The following is an 18,898-nucleotide window of genomic DNA, read 5'->3' on the forward strand; positions in this document are numbered from 1 at the left end:
CGCGTCCTTTCCCCGGGCCGTCACAGAATGCGCAGAGTGTCCCGGATGTGCGGCAGTTGCTTCTCCGGTATGTGCGAGTGTCGGGTCAGGATGATCCGTACAGGGGCGGGCCGTTGACCCAAAGGAGTGCCCGCCCCGTGGCCCGTCCGTCAGTCGGCGCGCTGGTCGCTGCGGAGCCGGAACCAGTAGAAGCCGTGGCCCGCCAGGGTCAGCAGGTACGGCCACTGGCCGATCGGCGGGAAGCGCACGTCACCCGTGAGCTCCACCGGGACCCGCCCGTTGAACGACCTCAGGTCCAGCTCGGTGGGCTGCGCGAAGCGGGAGAAGTTGTGCACGCACAGCACCAGGTCGTCCCCGAACTCCCGCAGGAACGCGAGCACCGCCGGGTTGGACGAGGGCAGTTCGGTGTACGAGCCGAGGCCGAAGGCCGGGTTCGCCTTGCGGATCTCGATCAGCCTGCGGGTCCAGTGCAGCAGTGAGGAGGGCGACGCCATGGCCGCCTCGACATTGGTGACCTGGTAGCCGTAGACCGGGTCCATGATGACCGGCAGGTTGAGCCTGCCCGGATCGCAGGAGGAGAAACCGGCGTTGCGGTCCGGGGTCCACTGCATGGGGGTGCGCACGCCGTCGCGGTCGCCGAGCCAGATGTTGTCGCCCATGCCGATCTCGTCGCCGTAGTAGAGCACCGGCGAGCCGGGCAGCGACAGCAGGAGGGCGGTGAACAGCTCCATCTGGTTGCGGTCGTTGTCCAGGAGCGGGGCGAGCCGGCGCCGGATGCCGATGTTGGCCCGCATCCGCGGGTCCTTGGCGTACTCGGCGTACATGTAGTCGCGCTCTTCGTCGGTGACCATCTCGAGGGTGAGCTCGTCGTGGTTGCGCAGGAAGATGCCCCACTGGCAGCGCTCCGGGATCGCCGGGGTCTTGGCCAGGATTTCGGAGACGGGGTAGCGCGACTCTCTTCGTACGGCCATGAAGATGCGCGGCATGACGGGGAAGTGGAAGGCCATGTGGCATTCGTCCCCGCCCTTCGCGAAGTCGCCGAAGTAGTCGACGACGTCCTCGGGCCACTGGTTGGCCTCGGCGAGCAGCACGGTGTCGGGGTAGTGCGCGTCGATCTCCGCGCGGACCCGCTTGAGGAGCTGGTGGGTGCGCGGCAGGTTCTCGCAGTTGGTGCCCTCCTCGGCGTAGAGGTAGGGCACGGCGTCGAGGCGGAAGCCGTCGATGCCGAGGTCGAGCCAGAAGCGCAGCGCCGAGATGATCTCCTCCTGCACGGCCGGGTTCTCGAAGTTGAGGTCCGGCTGGTGCGAGAAGAAGCGGTGCCAGTAGTACTGCTTGCGCAGGGGGTCGTACGTCCAGTTCGAGGTCTCGGTGTCGACGAAGATGATGCGGGCGTCCTGGTACTGCTTGTCGTTGTCGGCCCACATGTAGTAGTCCCCGTAGGGTCCGTCGGGGTCCTTGCGCGACTGCTGGAACCACTCGTGCTGGTCGCTGGTGTGGTTCATGACGAAGTCGATGATCACCCGCATGCCGCGCGTGTGCGCGGCGTCCACGAACTCCACGAAGTCGGCGAGGTCGCCGAACTCGGGCAGCACGGAGGTGTAGTCGGAGACGTCGTAGCCGCCGTCGCGCAGCGGGGAGGCGAAGAACGGCGGCAGCCACAGGCAGTCGACGCCGAGCCACTGGAGGTAGTCCAGCTTGGCTGTGAGCCCCTTGAGGTCCCCGACGCCGTCGCCGTTGCTGTCGTGGAAGGAGCGGACCAGGACCTCGTAGAAGACGGCCCGCTTGAACCAGTCGGGGTCGCGGTCCTTGGCGGGGGTGTCCTCGAAGGTGTCGTGGACGGGATCGTTGATGATCATGTGGTGGGTGACCCTCCGGTGGGCGGGGACGGTCGCAGGACGACCAGGACGTGCGCGGGTGTACGGCCCGGTTCCAGGCGCACGTAGTTCGCCCTGCCCCAGTGGTAGGTCTCGCCGGTGAGCTCGTCGCGCACCGCGAGGGACCCGTGCCAGTCGAGGCCGAGTACCGGCATGTCCAACGAGACCGTCGCCTCCTGGGTGTGGTGCGGGTCGAGGTTGACGACCACCAGTACGGAATTGCCGCCCGAGTGCTTCGAATAGGCGATCACCTGTTCGCTGTCGGTCTGGTGGAAGTGGATGTCGCGCAGCTGCTGGAGGGCGGGGTTGCGCCGGCGCAGCCGGTTCAGGGCGGTGATCAGCGGGGCGATCGAGCGGCCCTCGCGTTCGGCGGCGGCCCAGTCGCGCGGCCGCAGCTCGTACTTCTCGGAGTTCAGGTACTCCTCGCTGCCCTCCCGGACCGGCTCGTTCTCGCAGAGCTCGTAGCCCGCGTAGACGCCCCAGGTGGGGGAGAGGGTGGCGGCGAGGACCGCCCGGACCTCGAAGGCGGGCCGGCCGCCCTTCTGGAGGTACTCGTGGAGGATGTCCGGCGTGTTGACGAAGAAGTTCGGCCGCATCACCGAGGCCGAATGGGTGCCGGCCAGCTCGGTCATGTACTCGGTCAGCTCGGCCTTCGTGTTGCGCCACGTGAAGTAGGTGTACGACTGCTGGAAGCCGACCGAGGCGAGCGCGCGCATCATGGCGGGCCGGGTGAAGGCCTCCGCCAGGAAGATCACGTCGGGGTCCGACTTGTTGATCTCGGCGATCACCTTCTGCCAGAACACGACCGGTTTGGTGTGCGGGTTGTCGACCCGGAAGATCCGGACTCCGTGGTCCATCCAGTGGCGCAGGACGCGGACCGTCTCCTCGACGATGCCCGCCATGTCCGTGTCGAAGTGGACCGGGAAGATGTCCTGGTACTTCTTCGGCGGGTTCTCGGCGTAGGCGATCGTCCCGTCCGCCCGGTGGCGGAACCACTCCGGGTGCTTCTCCACCCACGGGTGGTCCGGGGAGCACTGGAGGGCGAAGTCCAGGGCGACCTCCAGCCGCAGGCCCCGGGCCCGGTCCACGAAGGCGTCGAAGTCCTCCAGGGTGCCGAGCTCGGGGTGGACGGCGTCGTGGCCGCCCTCCGTCGAACCGATCGCCCAGGGCACTCCCGGATCCCAACTGCCCGCCGACAAGGTGTTGTTCGGACCCTTGCGGTAGGTCGACCCGATGGGGTGGACCGGCGGCAGGTAGACGACGTCGAAGCCCATGGCGGCGATGGCCGGGAGCCGTTCGGCGGCGGTGCGGAAGGTCCCGCTGACCGGTGCCTCGCCCGGCTTCACCACCGCTCCCTCCGAGCGGGGGAACATCTCGTACCAGGAACCGAAGAGGGCCCGCTTGCGTTCGACGATCAGGGGGAGCGGCTTGGCCGCCGTGACCAGCTCCCGGTACGGGCGCCGGGCGAGCGCCGCGTCCACCGCGGGCGCCAGCGCGGCCGCGTACCGCTCGGCGGCCGGCCGGTCCTCGTCGCGCATCGCGTCGGCGGCGGCCAGCACCGCCTCGCGGCCGTCCCGCTTCGGGATCCTGGCCGCGGCCCGCACGTAGAGCTCGGCGCCCTCCAGGAGGGTCAGGCCGGTGTCCAGGCCCGCCGGGATCTTGATGGCGGCGTGGGCCCGCCAGGTGGCGACCGGATCGCTCCATGCCTCGACCGTGTAGGTCCACCTCCCCTCGGCATCGGCGGAGACCCGCGCCCCCCACCGGTCGGTGCCGGGGGCGAGTTCCCGGAGCGGCACCGGCGGGCGCAGCCGCCCGCTCGGGTCGCGCAGTACGACATGGGCGGATACGGCGTCGTGGCCCTCGCGGAACACGGTGGCGGAGATCTCGAAGACCTCGTCCACGACCGCCTTGGCGGGTCTGGCGCCGCAGTCGACGGCGGGGCGGACGTCCAGCACGGGAATGCGACCGATCATGATGGGATCACCTGAAGGCAGTTCGCAGGGCTCGGTGACGGGCCAGCCGGACTCACGGCTGGTAGTGCACGCTCTGTTCGCTCTGTTTCTAGCCGCTCGGAAGACGGCTGGGCTGCGGGCATGGCCGCTCCTGTCCGCGTTCACTCGGGTGGCGGGGAAAGGTTTTGGGCGGGTGCGCCGTGCGTGGTATCGCGTGTACCCGCTCAGCCCTTCCCACTCTCGCCCCGCCCAATCCGTGCTGCCGGTTAACTACTCGTACGTAGGGGGACGTGGCCGGCGGGCGAACGGCTCGGCGTCCGCCGAGGCTCCGTCAAGTCGGCGAGGATGGGCCGATGGACAGCGAAATACCACCCGCCCCCCTCACCCCGCCGGCCCCTCCCGCCCCATGGGGCGCCGCCCCGCAGCCGGTGCTGGACCTGCCCCGCGGGATGCTGCTGCGGCCCTGGCGGGAGGCGGACGCCCCGGTGCTCGTCGCCGCGTACGAGGACCCCGGCATCCGGCACTGGAACCGGCCCGAGCCGGAGACCCCCGGGACGGCGGCGGCCCGCATCGCCCGCTGGAACCGGCGGTGGACGCGGCAGGAGGCGGCGCTGTGGGCTGTTTCCCCCGGGCCGGACTCCCCGGCCGTCGGCCTGATCGGCCTCGGCGACTTCGACCCGGCGGGCGCCGCCGCGGAATTCCTGTACTGGCTGCTGCCGGACGGCCGGGGCCGGGGGGTGGTGACCCAGGGCGTGGCCGCCGTGGCCGAATGGGCGTTCCGCGACGCGGGCCTGCACCGGCTGCGGATCTGCCACTCGGTGGCCAACCCGGCCTCCTGCGCCGTCGCCCTCAAGGCGGGCTTCCCCCTGGAGGGCACCATGCGCGGCGCGCTCCGGCACGCCGACGGCTGGCACGACGAGCACCTCCACGCCCGTCTCGCGACGGACGCCCGGCCGGGCGCTCCGGGAGGCGGGATGGCCGGAGCCGGTCCGCGGCGCTAGCCTTCCGGGGGCCGACGCGCGGGTGCACAGCGTGGTGCGGTCGCTCCGATCCGTCATCCCCTGCGAAGGTGGAACGTGTGAAGGCTATCCGTCGATTCACCGTGCGCCCCGTCCTCCCCGAACCCCTGATGCCGCTCGCCGACCTCGCGCGCAACCTGCGCTGGTCGTGGCATACGGAAACCCGCGAACTCTTCCAATCCGTCGACCCCGAGGGCTGGCAGGCCGCCGGCGGCGACCCCGTCCGGCTGCTCGGCTCCGTGCCCGCCGCCCGGCTCGGGGAACTCGCCGCCGACCGGCGCTTCCTGCGGCGGCTGGCCGTCGTCGCCGCCGACCTCGACGACTACCTCCACGGCGCGAGGTGGTACCAGACCCATGAGAACAGTGCCGGGTTCCCGGCCGCCATCGCCTACTTCTCCCCCGAATTCGGCATCACCGCAGCCCTGCCCCAGTACTCCGGCGGGCTCGGGATCCTCGCCGGGGACCACCTGAAGGCCGCCAGCGACCTGGGCGTCCCGGTCATCGGCGTCGGCCTGCTCTACCGGCACGGCTACTTCCGCCAGTCGCTCTCCCGCGACGGATGGCAACAGGAGCACTACCCGGTGCTCGACCCCCACGAGCTGCCCCTGTCCCTGCTGAGGCAGGAGGACGGCACCCCCGCCCGGGTGACGCTCACCCTCCCCGGCGGAAGGTCGTTGCACGCGCACATCTGGCAGGCCCGCGTCGGGCGGGTGCCGCTGCTCCTGCTCGACTCCGACGTCGAGGACAACGACGCCGGCGCCCGCGAGGTGACCGACCGCCTCTACGGCGGCGGCAGCGACCACCGGCTCCTCCAGGAGATGCTGCTCGGCATCGGCGGCGTCCGCGCCGTGCGAGCGTACTGCCGGATCACCGGCCACGCCGACCCCGAGGTCTTTCACACCAACGAGGGACACGCCGGCTTCCTCGGACTCGAACGCATAAGGGAACTGGACGGCGAGCACGGCCTCGGCTTCGACGCCGCCGTCGAGGCCGTGCGCGCCGGAACCGTGTTCACCACCCACACCCCCGTGCCCGCCGGCATCGACCGCTTCGACCGCTCCCTGGTCGCCCGGCACTTCGGCGAGGGCGGCGAGCTGGCCGGCGTACCCGCCGAGCGGATCCTCGAACTGGGCGCCGAGTCCTACCCCGGCGGCGACCCCGGGGTGTTCAACATGGCCGTGATGGGCCTGCGCCTCGCCCAGCGGGCCAACGGCGTCTCCACCCTCCACGGGGCGGTCAGCCGGGGCATGTTCGCCGGGCTCTGGCCGGGCTTCGACGCCGCCGACGTGCCCATCGTCTCCGTGACGAACGGTGTGCACGCCCCGACCTGGGTCGCCCCCGAGGTCATGCGGCTCGGCGCCCGCCAGATCGGGGCCGGACGGACCGAGGACGCCCTCGCGGCGGGCGCCTCCGCCCGCTGGGACGCCGTCGCGCAGATCGCCGACCAGGACGTGTGGGACGTACGCCGGACCCTGCGCGAACAGCTCGTCCAGGAGGTGCGCGACCGGCTGCGCGCCTCCTGGAAGCAGCGTGGGGCCGCCGACGCCGAGCTCGGCTGGGTCGACGGCGTCCTCGACCCGGACGTGCTGACCATCGGCTTCGCCCGCCGCGTGCCCTCGTACAAGCGGCTCACGCTGATGCTGCGCGACCCCGAGCGGCTGCGGAGGCTGCTGCTGCACCCGGACCGCCCGGTGCAGATCGTCGTCGCCGGCAAGGCGCACCCGGCCGACGACGGCGGCAAGCGGCTCGTGCAGGAGCTGGTGCGCTTCTCCGACGACCCGCGCGTGCGCCACCGCATCGTCTTCCTGCCGGACTACGGCATGGCCATGGCGCAGAAGCTCTACCCGGGCTGCGACGTCTGGCTGAACAACCCGCTGCGCCCGCTGGAGGCCTGCGGGACCAGCGGGATGAAGGCCGCGCTCAACGGCTGCCTCAACCTGTCCGTCCTGGACGGCTGGTGGGACGAGTGGTTCGAACCCGACTTCGGCTGGGCCATCCCCACGGCCGACGGGCTCGGCACGGACGAGGACCGCCGCGACGACCTGGAGGCGGGCGCCCTCTACGAGCTGATCGAGGAGCGGGTCGCACCCCGCTTCTACGACCGGGACGGCCGGGCCGGGCTGCCCGTGCGCTGGATCGAGATGGTCCGGCGCACCCTGGTCTCCCTGGGGCCCAAGGTGCTCGCGGGGCGGATGGTACGGGAGTACGTGGAGCGCCTCTACACCCCCGCCGCGCTCGCCCACCGAACCCTGACCCCCGACACGGCGCGCGACCTCGCCTGGTGGAAGGGCCGGATCCGGGCCTCCTGGCCGGAGGTCGCGGTCGAGCACGTGGAGGCCGTCGCCGCCGCGCCCGTGGGAGGCACCGCAGAGCTGGGCGCCACCCTCACGCTGCGGGTGCGGGTGGCGCTGCACGCGCTCACGCCGGACGACGTGGAGGTGCAGGCCGTCGCGGGGCGGGTCGACGCCCAGGACGTGATCCGGGACGGCCGGGCCTTCCCGCTCAAGCCCGCGGCCGGCCCCGACCTGGAGGGGCGCTGGGTCTACGAGGGCCCGCTCGCCCTCGACCGGACCGGGCCCTTCGGCTACACCGTGCGCGTCCTGCCGGCGCACCCGCTGCTGGCGAGCCCGGCCGAGCTGGGCCTGGTCGCGGCGCCGGTGGGCAGCGAGGCGTCGCTGGGCGGGGTCCTGATGCGCTGAGGCCCTGACGCGGGGGCTCCGGCCGCCCCGGCCGCCACGGCGTCCGTACACCCGTACGGACGCCGTGGCGGTGCGCGGGGGTGCCGGGAGGGCGAAGCTTCGAGCGTGCTGTGCATGGCAGCCCACCGGCGGCCGGTGCGCTCCGAGACTGCCCCGGGACGTCCACCGGAGCCGGTGTCCCGCACCCGAGAAACGGACCCTCACATGCGTCTTCGTTCCACCGCATCGGCCGCGCTGGTCGCCTCCTGCGCGCTCGTCCTGCCGACCGCCGGCCCGTCCCTGGCCTACGACCACGACCGTGACCGCGGCACCCTCGGCGAGCTGCACTACCGGTTCACCGACGGCGACGGCGACGTGCGCCGCAGGACGATCGAGCCCGCCGACAACGACACCTGCTACCGGCTGACGAACACCTCGCGCAACCGGTCCGCCTTCTGGGTGGCCAACGAGACGGAGTCCCTCGCCCTCCTGTACCAGGACGGCAGCTGCGGGGGCGAGGCGGTGGAGGCGCTCCGGCCGGGCGAGCGGGCGCACGACCTGTCGGTCCGGTCGGTGTACTTCAAGCCGACCGGCCACCACCACGGCCACCACGACGGTCACCACGGCGGACGTGACGACTGGCACGACGACTGGCAGGACGACTAGGACCGCGGCATGGGACAGGGCCGCCCGGGGAGGTCTTCTCCCGGGCGGCCCCGTGGTCTGCGCGGTTCAGCTGTGGTTCACGACCGGCCCCGGCGGGGTCAGAAGGTGAGCTTCCAGCTGTCGATCTTTCCGGTGTCCAGGTTCGCGTTGTCGTTGACCCGGAGCTTCCAGACGCCCTGGGCGACCTCGGAGGAGGCGTTCACCGTGAAGCTCTTGACGATGTTGTCCGCACTGCCGCCGGCGCGGTTGTGCAGGTTGTACAGGGTGCCGTCGGGGGCGACCAGGTCGACCTTCAGGTCACCGATGTAGGTGTGGACGATGTTGACGTCCACCTTGAGGGTGCTCGGGGCGTTGCCGGTCCGGGTCACCGTGATCGGGGAATCGACGGTCGCGTTGTCGGCGATCGCGTAGTCGGTGGTGTTCTCGAACACGTTCTGCTGCGCCGTGCCGACGGTCCAGGTGAAGGACGCCGTGCCCGTCTTGGACGCCGAGTCGGTCACCGTGACGGTCACGTTGGACGTGGCCGCGGTGGTGGCCGTACCGGAGATCAGACCGGTCGAGGAGTTGATCGACAGGCCGGCCGGGAGGCCGGTCGCCGAGTAGGTCAGCGCGCCCGGGTTGGTGCTGGTCGCCTGGACCTGGAGGCTGACCGCCGTGTTGATCTGGGTGGTCTGGTTGGCGATCGGGGTGACCGTCACGCCGTTGTTGATGCGCGGGCCGACGTTGACGGCGGCCCAGGCGTTGGCGACGTTGTTGTACGTGGCCGAGCCCTGGCCGTACAGGTCGGCGGCGGCCCTCAGCGTCTGGGTGCGGGCGTCGGCGTAGTTGGTGGTCGACTTGAAGTAGCCGACCGTCAGCGCGCGGAACCAGATCTTGGAGGCGGCGTCGCGGCCGATCGCGGTGACGGGGAGGCCGTCGGAGGTCGGCGAGTCGTAGCTCACGCCGTTGATGACCTTGGCGCCGGAGCCCTCGGAGGCCAGGTAGTACCAGTGGTTGGCCGGACCCGAGGAGTAGTGGACGTCGATGCCGCCGAGGCCGGAGTACCAGGCGTCCTTGGAGGAGCCGTCCTTGCTCGGCTTGTCCATGTAGCGCAGCGGGGTGCCGTTGCCGCGGATGTCGATCTTCTCGCCGACGAGGTAGTCGCCGGCGTCCTGCGGGTTGTTGGCGTAGAACTCGACCGCCGCCGCCATGATGTCGGAGGTGGCCTCGTTCAGACCGCCGGGCTCGCCGCTGTAGGTCATGTTGCCGGTGACCGAGGTCAGGCCGTGGGTCATCTCGTGCGCGGCCACGTCGATCGAGGTGAGCGGCTTGCTGTTGGCGTCACCGTCGCCGTAGGTCATGCAGAAGCAGGAGTCGTCCCAGAAGGCGTTGACGTACGCGTTGCCGTAGTGGACCCGGCTGTACGGGGCCACGCCGTCGTTGCGCAGGCCGTTGCGGCCGTGGACGTTCTTGAAGTAGTCCCACGTCACCTGGGCGCCGTAGTGGGCGTCCGCGCCGGCGGTCTCCGTGTTGGAGGGGAGGCCGTTGCCCCAGATGTCGTCCGGGCCGGAGAACAGGGTGCCGGTGCCGGAGGTGCCCCGGTTCAGGTTGTAGGTCTTGTGGCTGCCGCGGCCGGCGTCGGTCAGCGTCCAGTTGCTGCCCGACTGCGAGCTGCCGAGGGTGACCTGGCCGCTGTACTGGGTGTTGCCGGTGCCGGTCTGGACACCCTGCCACTGGGCGATCTTCGCGCCGGTCTTGGCGTTCGTGATCACGTGGAGCTGGCTGGGGGTGTCGTCGTCCTGGAGACCGCCGACGACGGTCTCGAAGGCCAGGACCGGGACACCGTCCGCGGCCCAGATCACCTTGCGGGCGCCCTTGTCGGCCTTGGTCTGCTTGGAGCCCTCGGCGTTCGCGGCCGAGACGGCCTGGCCCTCGGCGGCGGCCGGGGTGACCGTGGCGTTGGTGTCGGCGACCTTGATCTCGTGCTGGGTCGCCTTGGTGACGCTCTTGGTGACGCCGCCCTTGGCGTGGACCGTGAGGTCGCCGCCGAGGACGGGCAGACCCTCGTACGTCCGCTCGTAGGTGGTGTGCGTGGTGCCGTCCGCGTCCTTGACCACATCGCGGACGATCAGCTTCTCGCCGCCGCCGAGGCCGAGCGCCTTGGCGGCCTGGGCGGAGGTCGAGTTGGCCTCGGTGATGAGCGTCGCACGCTCCGAAGCGCTGAGTACGGCGGGGGCCGCGCCCGGGTTGGGCTGGGCGGCCGCGCGGGCAGCCTGCGACGCGGTGGCGTCGGCGGTGGCGGAACCGGCCTGTATGCCTACGGCGAGCAGTGCGGCCGCGGCAACGAGTGCGCCGGCCGCGGTGGCACGCCGCTGGGGGGTGGGACTCAACGCAGACTCCTTCTGCAAGGGGGGGTTCCGGATGGCTGGGTGGGCCTCCGGGCAGATCAGGGCTGGTGCGATGAACGGATCGAAGAGTGCCACCTGCGGGCTGCGATGTCAGGGCCACATCAAAAGGTTGGCCGGAAACAGTCCGTTGTCCGAAGATACGTATCCGGTATGCGAACCATTCACCTTCGTATGGGAAGGGATCGCTCCACCTGACGGAACGGCTGTCGCCTCCTGTTGAAAGGTGGGAGACGCGAAGCCATGTTCACCCGAACGGCATCTCCCGTACGGGCGTTTGTCGTACTGTTTCCCGGTGCGACAGATGTTCGCTGCCAGGGGAAGCAGTGGACAGGCACCACCGACATTGACCACGTGCCAGGGGGGCCCATGAGGCATGTCCATTTTCCTGCGCAAAGAATGGCCGGGGAGACCACCGCGCCCGACGGCCCGGCCAGGCGGCTCGGTGACAAGGCGCGGTGGTACCTGCCCGCCGCCGTGGGCGCCGACCTCATCGGGGCCGCCGTGCCCGTGGGTCTGGTCTTCGAGGCGGCCGGGCAGGCCAGGCCCGGGTACTGCGCCCTCGGTGCGGCCCTCGCCTGGGCCGGGGTGCAGGCCCTGCGCCGACGGTACTCCGCACGCGTGCTCGGCGAGTCCCGCGGGGTGCTGCCCGTGCTGCACGACTGGCTGATTCTGATCGGTGTCCTCGCCGTCGCCCGCGTGGTGACGGCGGAGGACACCCCCCGGCTCGCCGCCCTCGGCGCCCTGCTGCCCGCACTCCTCGTCACCGTCGCCCGCCACAAACTGACGTACCACCACCTCTCCGCCGCCCGCCGCGAGGCGCAGGCCGTCAGCCGGGTCCTGGTCGTGGGCGAGCCCGCCGCCGCCGAGCACGTCATCGCCCACCTCGCCGCCCGCACCGACCACCCCTACGTCGTCGTCGGCGTCGTCCCCGTCGGCGAGGGCCCCCTTGCCGGGGGCATGCCCGTCGCGGCCCGGCTGGAGGACTCGATGCCACAGGCCCCGGACGGGGACGCCGCCGCCGTGCTGGGAGCCGTCCGCAGCCACCACGCCGACCTGGTGCTCGTGGCGCCCGGGGCCCGGATCGCGGGGGAGCGGCTGCGCCGGGTGGCGTGGGCCCTGCACGACGAGGGCCTCGAACTGGCCGTCTTCCCCGGACTGGTGGAGGTCTCCGTCAAGCGGCTGGAGACCCTGTCGGCCGGCGGACTCGCCCTGCTGCGGGTCGCGCCGCCCGTGCGGCGGGGGGTGCAGCCCCTGCTCAAGGCGGTGTTCGACCGGGTGGGGGCGGCCCTCGGGCTGCTCCTGCTGTCGCCGCTGTTCCTCGGGCTCGTCCTGGCCATCCGTCTCGGCTCGACGGGGCCGGCCTTCTACAGCCAGCGCCGCGTCGGGCGCGACGGGGTCCCCTTCGTCATGTGGAAGTTCCGCACGATGGTGGTGGACGCCGAGCGCCTCAAGGCCGACCTGGCCGGGGCCAATGACAACGACGGCCTGATGTTCAAGATGCGCCGCGATCCCCGGGTCACCCCGGTGGGCCGACTGCTGCGCCGCACCTCGCTGGACGAACTGCCGCAGCTGGTCAACGTCCTGACGGGCAGCATGTCGCTGGTCGGCCCCCGGCCGCCGCTGCCCGAGGAGGTGGCCGAGTACGGCGAGGTCGAGCTGCGCCGGCTCACCGTACGGCCCGGGATGACCGGGCTGTGGCAGATCAGCGGGCGGTCGGACCTGTCCTGGGACGAAACGATTCAGCTCGACCTGCAGTACGTGGACAACTGGTCCTTCACCAGCGATGTCGACGTGATGGGCCGTACGCTCCGCGCCGTCGTCGACGGTCGCGGAGCGTACTGAGGAGCGGCCCCGTTGATGCCCCCGCCGAGCCCGTCAGCCCTGGGCCAGCCACCAGCGGTAGGTGGCGTCGATGCCGTCCCGCAGCGCGATGCCCGGCTTCCAGCCCAGCGAGGTCAGGCGCGAGACGTCCAGCAGCTTGCGCGGGGTCCCGTCGGGCTTCGACGTGTCCCAGGCCAGCCTGCCGCGGAAGCCGGTCACCTCGGCGACCGTCTCGGCCAGTTCCCTGATGGTGAGGTCCTCCCCGCAGCCGATGTTGACGGGCTCGTCGCCGTCGTAGCGCTCCAGCAGCACCGCGCAGGCGGCCGCCAGGTCGTCCACGTGGAGGAACTCCCGGCGCGGGGTGCCGCTGCCCCACAGGGCGACCTCCTCGCGGCCCTCGGCCGCCGCCTCGTGGAAGCGGCGGATGAGGGCGGGCAGCACGTGCGAGGACTGGAGGTCGAAGTTGTCGCCCGGGCCGTAGAGGTTCGTGGGCATCGCGGAGATGTACGAGGCCCCGTACTGCTTGCGGTACGACTGGACCTGCACGATGCCGGCGATCTTCGCGAGGGCGTAGGCCTCGTTCGTGGGCTCGAGGGGACCCGTCAGCAGGGCGTCCTCGGTGATCGGCTGCCGGGCCAGCTTCGGGTAGATGCAGGAGGAGCCGAGGAACAGCAGACGGCCCACGCCGGCGGCGTGCGCGCCGGCGATGACGCTGAGCTGGATCCTGAGGTTGTCCTCCAGGAACTGCACCGGGTACGTGCTGTTCGCCATGATCCCGCCGACCTTGGCGGCGGCCAGCACGACGGCGTCGGGGCGGACGTCCCGCAGGTACGCCTCCGTCGCGGCGGCGTCGCGCAGGTCGAGGTCGGCGCGGCCGCGGGTGAGCACCTCGTGGCCGTCGGCGGTGAGGCGGCGCGCGACCGCGGACCCCACGAGGCCGCGGTGTCCGGCGACGAAGACGCGGGCGTGCGGGGGCAGGAGGGGCTGCGAACGTGTCATACCGCCGATGATGCCAGTCCGCCCGCGGCGGGTTGCCGGGGAGCCGGGATCCCGCCGGCCGGCGGCCGGCGGCGTGCCCTCCGGCCCCGGGACCACGTGGGTCCGAGCCACCGTCAACAGGGGCCGGGGCCGCGGGGATCCGCGGCCCGGACACCGCCGGGCCAGGACGCGGCCGGCCCGGCGTGTACGGTACCCATCCGGTCGCCGGGAACGGGGGGCGGCCGCGGTGCGGCCGCCGGTCCCGCGCGGCCGTACACGACCAGCGGCCGGCCGGGCCGCACGCAGGCACCGGGGCGCGGCCCCGGACAGAACAGCAGCAACCGACCCCAGGGGGACCCCAGATGGGCAAGACCGCACTGATCACCGGCGTCACCGGGCAGGACGGCTCGTACCTCGCCGAGCTCCTGCTCTCCAAGGGCTACACGGTGCACGGCCTCGTGCGGCGGTCCTCCAGCTTCAACACGGAGCGGATCGACCACGTCTACCAGGACCCGCAGACGGAGAACCGTTCCTTCGTGCTGCACCACGCCGACCTCTCCGACGGCGTCGCCCTGGTGAACCTGCTGCGCGACATACGCCCCGACGAGGTCTACAACCTCGGCGCCCAGTCGCACGTCCGCGTCTCCTTCGACGCCCCCCTCTACACGGGCGACGTGACCGGACTCGGCGCGCTGCGCCTGCTGGAGGCCATCCGGGCCAGCGGGGTCGACACCCGGATCTACCAGGCGTCGTCCTCCGAGATGTACGGCTCCACCCCGCCCCCGCAGAACGAGGGCACCCCCTTCCACCCGCGCAGCCCGTACGGCGCGGCCAAGGTCTTCGCGTACTGGACCACGGTGAACTACCGTGAGGCGTACGACATGTTCGCCGTGAACGGGATCCTCTTCAACCACGAGTCGCCCCGCCGTGGCGAGACCTTCGTGACCCGCAAGATCACCCGCGCCGTCGCCCGCATCAAGGCCGGTCTCCAGGACCACCTCTACCTCGGCAACCTCGACGCAGTCCGCGACTGGGGCTACGCTCCCGAGTACGTGGACGCGATGTGGCGCATGCTCCAGCAGGACGAGCCGACCGACTACGTGGTCGCCACCGGAGTCGCCGCCACCGTGCGGGAGTTCGTGGAGTCCTCCTTTGCCCACGCCGGCCTCGACTGGACCGAGCACGTGCGCTACGACGCCAAGTACGAGCGCCCCAGCGAGGTCGACGCCCTCATCGGCGACGCCTCCAAGGCGCGCGAGATCCTTGGCTGGAAGCCGACGGTGCTGGTGCCCGAGCTGGCGCGGATCATGGTCGACGCCGATGTCCGGCAGGTCGAGGACCAACTGGCGGGCGCCACCGTGCGGATCGACCGCTGAGGCCTCCCGCTTCGCCTACGATTTGCCGTGTCCCGGTCATTCCCGCGAGCTCAGGGCTTCGTACGGGTATGGCCGGGCGCGTATCCGCCGTATGTCCACAGTGCACCCTCCCGCCTGAACCCCGTTGATTCCAAGTTGGTATGCAATGGGTCAAGTGAGGTGACCGGGACCTCGCGTGAGCCCTAGTCTGCGCCAGTACATATGGCTGTTCGGATAGTTCCAGCCATCAAACCGGGCGAAAGCCCTGGGGGGCCCATGCGTAGATCCAGAGGGCTGACTGCTGCCCTCGCACTGTCACTGGCCGGCGCCGGCACGGGACTCGGCCTGGTGCTGATGCCCGAGGCGTCGGCCATCACGCCGCCGGTGGCGTTCACCGCCGACGAACTGCCCACCTGGCAGCCGAACGGCGTCGTCTTCGCCATGGAGCAGGCGAACGGCACCGTCTTCGCCGGGGGCACCTTCTCGGCCGTCCGCCCGCCCGACGGCGCCGGCGGCGCCGAGCAGGAGGCGGTCAACTTCGCCGCCCTGGACGCCGGGACGGGCAGCCCCACCTCCTGCAAACTGGCCTTCACCGTGAGCGACGGCAGCGCGACCGTCCGGGCGCTGGCCGTCTCCAAGGACAAGAAGACCCTTTACGCCGGCGGTTACTTCGGCGCCGTCAACGGCACCCCCGTCTCCAGCCTCGCCGCGATCGACATCGAGAGCTGCACCCCCAAGGCCTCGTTCCACCCGGGCGTGCCCGCCACCGTGCGCGCGCTCGACGTCACCGACGACACCCTCTACGTGGCCGGCGACTTCGGCACCGTCGACGGCCAGACCCGCGAGCGGTTCGCCGCGGTCGACGCGGCCTCCGGTGCCCTCAAGCCCTTCACCGCCAACGCGGACGAGCCCGGCCGGGCCGTCAAGGTCAGCAACGACGGCAAGCACGTACTGCTCGGCGGCGACTTCTTCGCCGTCAACGGCGCCAACAGCCACGCGCTCGCGGTCGTCGACGCCACCACGGGCGCGGTGACCAAGACGTACGCCAACATCCCGTCCAACTCGGTCGTCAAGCACATATCCGCCGACGCGACGGGCTACTACACGGGCAACGAGGGCTCCGGTGGCGGCGTCTTCGACGGCCGCCTCGGCCTGAACCTCGACTTCGGCGAGAAGTGGCGCGACCGCTGCCTCGGCGCGACCCAGTACGTGCTGCCGCATGACGGAGTCCTCTACAGCTCCTCGCACGCGCACGACTGCTCCACCGAGCTCGAATTCCCCGACGGCAAGCGCCACTTCTTCCTCGCCCAGCCCACCGACCACACCGGCGCCGCCCCCGCGCCCGTGGACGGCTTCGTACGCGGCCCGCGCAAGCTCGGCTGGCACCCGACCGCCAACGACGGCGTCGGTGAGGGCATCGGCCCGCGCGTCATGTCCGTCGCCGAGAAGGGCGGCGTCAAGTACCTGTGGGCGGGAGGCGAGTTCACCCTCGTCAACGGCCGCCCCCAGCAGGCCCTGACCCGCTTCGCCAGCACCGGCGACATCGGCGCGCCGACCACCCCCGTCGCCAGCGCCGCCAGCGTCAAGCCCGGCGAGGCGCAGGTCCGCTGGCGCACCAGCTACGACCAGGACGACAGCAAGCTCACGTACCGGATCTACCGCAACGGCTCGGCCACCCCGGTCCACACCATGACCGCCGACTCCCTGGAGTTCGAGCGCCCGCAGGCCTCCTGGACCGACACCACCGTCAAGGCCGGCCAGTCCTACACCTACCGGGTGACCGCCACCGACGCCGCCGGCAACACCAGCGCCCTGTCGGCGAACGCCTCCGTGACCGTCCCGGTCTCGGTCCAGGCCTACCCGGAGAAGGTCCGCGCGGACGGCGCCCAGCTGTACTGGCGCTACGACGACACGGTCAGCCCGTACGTCGCCGACTCCTCCGACGGCGGCAACACCAGCGGCATCCAGGTCAACGCCCCGGCGCTGCGCCAGAGCCCCGGCGCGGTCAGCGGCACCAGCACCGCCATGGGCTTCAACGGCACCAGCCAGCAGGTCCACAGCGACCACCGGCAGTTCGTCGGCAGCTCCTTCACCATCGAGACCTGGTTCAAGACGAACACCACGCGCGGCGGCAAGCTGATCGGCTTCGGCAACAACACGGTCAACACCAGCGGCTCCTTCGACAAGCAGCTGTACATGACCAACACCGGCCGCCTCGTCTTCGGCGTCTACAACGGCTCGGCCCGCACCATCTCCACCGGCCTGTTCGAGACGTACAACGACAACAAGTGGCACCACGTCGTCGGCACCCAGGGCCCCGGCGGCATGACCCTGTACGTGGACGGCCAGAACAAGGGCACCCACAGCGCCACCACCTCCACCGCGTACGCCGGCTACTGGCACGTGGGCGGCGACAACCTCAGCGGCTGGCCCAGCCGCCCGACGAGCAACTTCTTCGCCGGGCAGATCGACGAGACCGCCGTCTACCCGTCGGCGCTCACCCAGGCCCAGGTCAAGTCCCACTTCGACCTGGCCAAGGCCCCGACGGACACGGTCGCCAAGGTCGCCGTCTCCGAGGACACCTACATCAACCAGGGCGCCCCCGGCACCGCCTACGGCACCTCGTCCTCCCTCGCGGTGCGCGGCACCTCGGCGTACGAGACGTACCTGCGCTTCACCCTCCCGGCCGCCCCGGCCGGACAGGTCCTGAAGGCCGCCTCCCTCCAGTTCAAGACCTCCACGCAGACCGGCGCCGGCACCGCCGACACCGTCTCCGTGGTCCCCGTCACCGGCACCTGGAGCGGCGACGGCACGACGTTCAACACCAAGCCCACCCTCGGCACCACCCCGCTCGGCAGCATCGCGGGCGTGCCGGACGGCTCGGCCGTACAGAACGTCGAACTGGACACCGCCGCGGTCTCCGCGGTACTGGGCGGCAGCTACAGCCTCGGCCTGACCGGCACGGGCACCGACCCGCTGTGGATCTGGTCCTCGGAGTCCACCGCCGCGGACGCCGCCCCGCAGCTGGTCCTCACCTTCGGCCAGAAGTAACCGCCTGACGGCTACGGGCCCGGCACGCCAGGCGCCGGGCCCCGTACGCCCACCCACCCAGTACGCACGGGAGCCACCTGATGTACCGACGCTCCGCGGCGGCCGCCGTCCTGCTCGCCGCCGCCCTCACGCTGACCGGCTGCAGTTCCGCGGACGACGGCCGGGCCGGCGCCGCCCGGACCGCCGATCCGAAGCCGCCGGCCCCGTCCTCCGTCCCCGACCCGGCGGACGCCACCACCGGGCCCACCGCGGCGGCCCCGCCCGACGCGAAGCCGACGGGCCCGGTCCTGCCGGACGCGAAGCTCACCCCCAAGACGGGCAGCTTCAAGGAGAACGAGAAGAAGTACCTGAGCGGACGCGTCCCGGAGAAGACGGACCCGGCGGCCGTCCTCCAGATCGGCCAGGAGACCTGCCAGCGGGTGGAGCGCACCGCCAAGCGGGACAAGGAAGCCGCGGCCGCGGCCGTCATCTCCGGCGAGGTCACCGGCGCCAGGGACGCGATCACCCTGCTCTGCCCGGAGCAGAAGCCGGTCCTGGAGACCGCGGAGAAGGGCTTCGGCGACGGCCCCCGCACCGCCCCCGCCCCCGGCACCTACCGGGCCCTGACCCAGAGCACCACGTGCACCTGGGAGGTCAAGGGCAAGGACGGCTCCGTCCTCGCCTCGGGCCCGGAGGCCCCGCCCAAGCCGGGCGACAGGATCACGGCCACCGTCCCCGCCGGCGCGGACCGCTTCACCTCGACGGGCTGCTACGCCTGGCTCCCGGCGTAACCACAGCCGCGACCCAACTGCCCCGCGCCGGTGGGCGTTTCGCCGCCCGTCTTGCGGGTAACCGCGCCGTCACACGACACACGGAGGCGAATCCTATGCGGGGCATCGGCGGTTGCATCGCCCTGATCGTGGTGGGGGCGGTCCTCACCTTCGCGAGTGACTGGGAGCTGGAGAGCGTCAACCTCGACCTCGTCGGCCTGATCATGATGGCGGCCGGCTGCGTCGGCCTCGGCGTCTACGCGAGCGTCCTCAAGCGCCGCCGTGCCACGGCCGCCTTCCCGGTGGTGGAGGAACACCACCACCGGGGCGAGCTCTGATTTTCCACGCGCCGGACGGGGGCACGGCTC

Annotated in this window: 12 protein-coding genes; 8 read left to right on the forward strand and 4 right to left on the reverse strand. The window is 71.5% G+C overall.

Annotated features, from left to right (window positions below; genetic code table 11):
• Positions 1-149 precede the first annotated feature (149 nt).
• Entirely contained in the window at positions 150-1,856 is a 1,707-nt protein-coding gene (treS, locus tag ACFY7H_RS20385; RefSeq protein ID WP_388939819.1) for a maltose alpha-D-glucosyltransferase, read from the reverse strand.
• Positions 1,853-3,847 carry a maltotransferase domain-containing protein gene (locus ACFY7H_RS20390; RefSeq protein WP_388939820.1) on the reverse strand — a complete coding sequence of 665 codons (1,995 nt, stop codon included), beginning with the start codon at positions 3,845-3,847 and terminating at the stop codon, positions 1,853-1,855. The genes treS and ACFY7H_RS20390 overlap by 4 nt, the downstream gene beginning before the upstream one ends.
• Before the next feature lie 332 nt (positions 3,848-4,179).
• Between ACFY7H_RS20390 and ACFY7H_RS20395 the strand changes: the two genes are divergently transcribed.
• From ACFY7H_RS20395 to ACFY7H_RS20405, 3 genes are all read left to right on the forward strand, one after another.
• On the forward strand, positions 4,180-4,827 hold the full coding sequence (locus tag ACFY7H_RS20395; protein ID WP_388939821.1) for a GNAT family N-acetyltransferase: 648 nt from the start codon (positions 4,180-4,182) through the stop codon (positions 4,825-4,827).
• Between the two features lie 77 nt (positions 4,828-4,904).
• On the forward strand, positions 4,905-7,544 hold the full coding sequence (gene glgP / locus ACFY7H_RS20400) for an alpha-glucan family phosphorylase (RefSeq protein WP_388939822.1): 2,640 nt from the start codon (positions 4,905-4,907) through the stop codon (positions 7,542-7,544).
• Between the two features lie 204 nt (positions 7,545-7,748).
• Complete coding sequence (locus tag ACFY7H_RS20405) at positions 7,749-8,189, forward strand: hypothetical protein (RefSeq protein ID WP_388939823.1); 441 nt, start codon at positions 7,749-7,751, stop codon at positions 8,187-8,189.
• Between the two features lie 98 nt (positions 8,190-8,287).
• Here ACFY7H_RS20405 and ACFY7H_RS20410 read toward each other — a convergent pair whose 3' ends face one another.
• Positions 8,288-10,558, reverse strand: coding sequence for a M4 family metallopeptidase (locus ACFY7H_RS20410; RefSeq protein WP_388939824.1), 2,271 nt, complete (start codon positions 10,556-10,558; stop codon positions 8,288-8,290).
• A 414-nt stretch (positions 10,559-10,972) separates the two neighbouring features.
• Between ACFY7H_RS20410 and ACFY7H_RS20415 the strand changes: the two genes are divergently transcribed.
• Positions 10,973-12,418 carry a sugar transferase gene (locus ACFY7H_RS20415; protein ID WP_388939826.1) on the forward strand — a complete coding sequence of 482 codons (1,446 nt, stop codon included), beginning with the start codon at positions 10,973-10,975 and terminating at the stop codon, positions 12,416-12,418.
• Between the two features lie 33 nt (positions 12,419-12,451).
• Here the strand turns inward: ACFY7H_RS20415 and ACFY7H_RS20420 are convergent, their stop codons facing one another.
• Positions 12,452-13,396 (reverse strand): GDP-L-fucose synthase family protein, encoded by a 945-nt coding sequence (locus tag ACFY7H_RS20420; RefSeq protein ID WP_388939828.1) that lies wholly within the window; start codon positions 13,394-13,396, stop codon positions 12,452-12,454.
• A gap of 341 nt (positions 13,397-13,737) precedes the next feature.
• Here ACFY7H_RS20420 and gmd point away from each other — a divergent pair, with 341 nt between their 5' ends.
• The 4 genes from gmd to ACFY7H_RS20440 all read left to right on the forward strand — a co-directional run bounded on the left by gmd (position 13,738) and on the right by ACFY7H_RS20440 (position 18,868).
• The gene (gene gmd / locus ACFY7H_RS20425) at positions 13,738-14,751 is read left to right on the forward strand and encodes a GDP-mannose 4,6-dehydratase (RefSeq protein ID WP_388939829.1); all 1,014 of its coding nucleotides are present in this window, start codon (positions 13,738-13,740) and stop codon (positions 14,749-14,751) included.
• A gap of 255 nt (positions 14,752-15,006) precedes the next feature.
• Entirely contained in the window at positions 15,007-17,781 is a 2,775-nt protein-coding gene (locus tag ACFY7H_RS20430; protein WP_388939830.1) for a LamG-like jellyroll fold domain-containing protein, read from the forward strand.
• Positions 17,782-17,861: 80 nt separating this feature from the next.
• A complete protein-coding gene (locus ACFY7H_RS20435; protein WP_388939832.1) occupies positions 17,862-18,551 on the forward strand; it encodes a hypothetical protein in 690 nt (229 codons plus the stop codon).
• 95 nt (positions 18,552-18,646) lie between these two features.
• Positions 18,647-18,868 carry a hypothetical protein gene (locus ACFY7H_RS20440; RefSeq protein WP_388939833.1) on the forward strand — a complete coding sequence of 74 codons (222 nt, stop codon included), beginning with the start codon at positions 18,647-18,649 and terminating at the stop codon, positions 18,866-18,868.
• The last annotated feature ends 30 nt before the right edge of the window (positions 18,869-18,898 follow it).

The sequence above is a fragment of the Streptomyces sp. NPDC012794 genome (assembly GCF_042901085.1).
GTDB lineage: Bacteria > Actinomycetota > Actinomycetes > Streptomycetales > Streptomycetaceae > Streptomyces.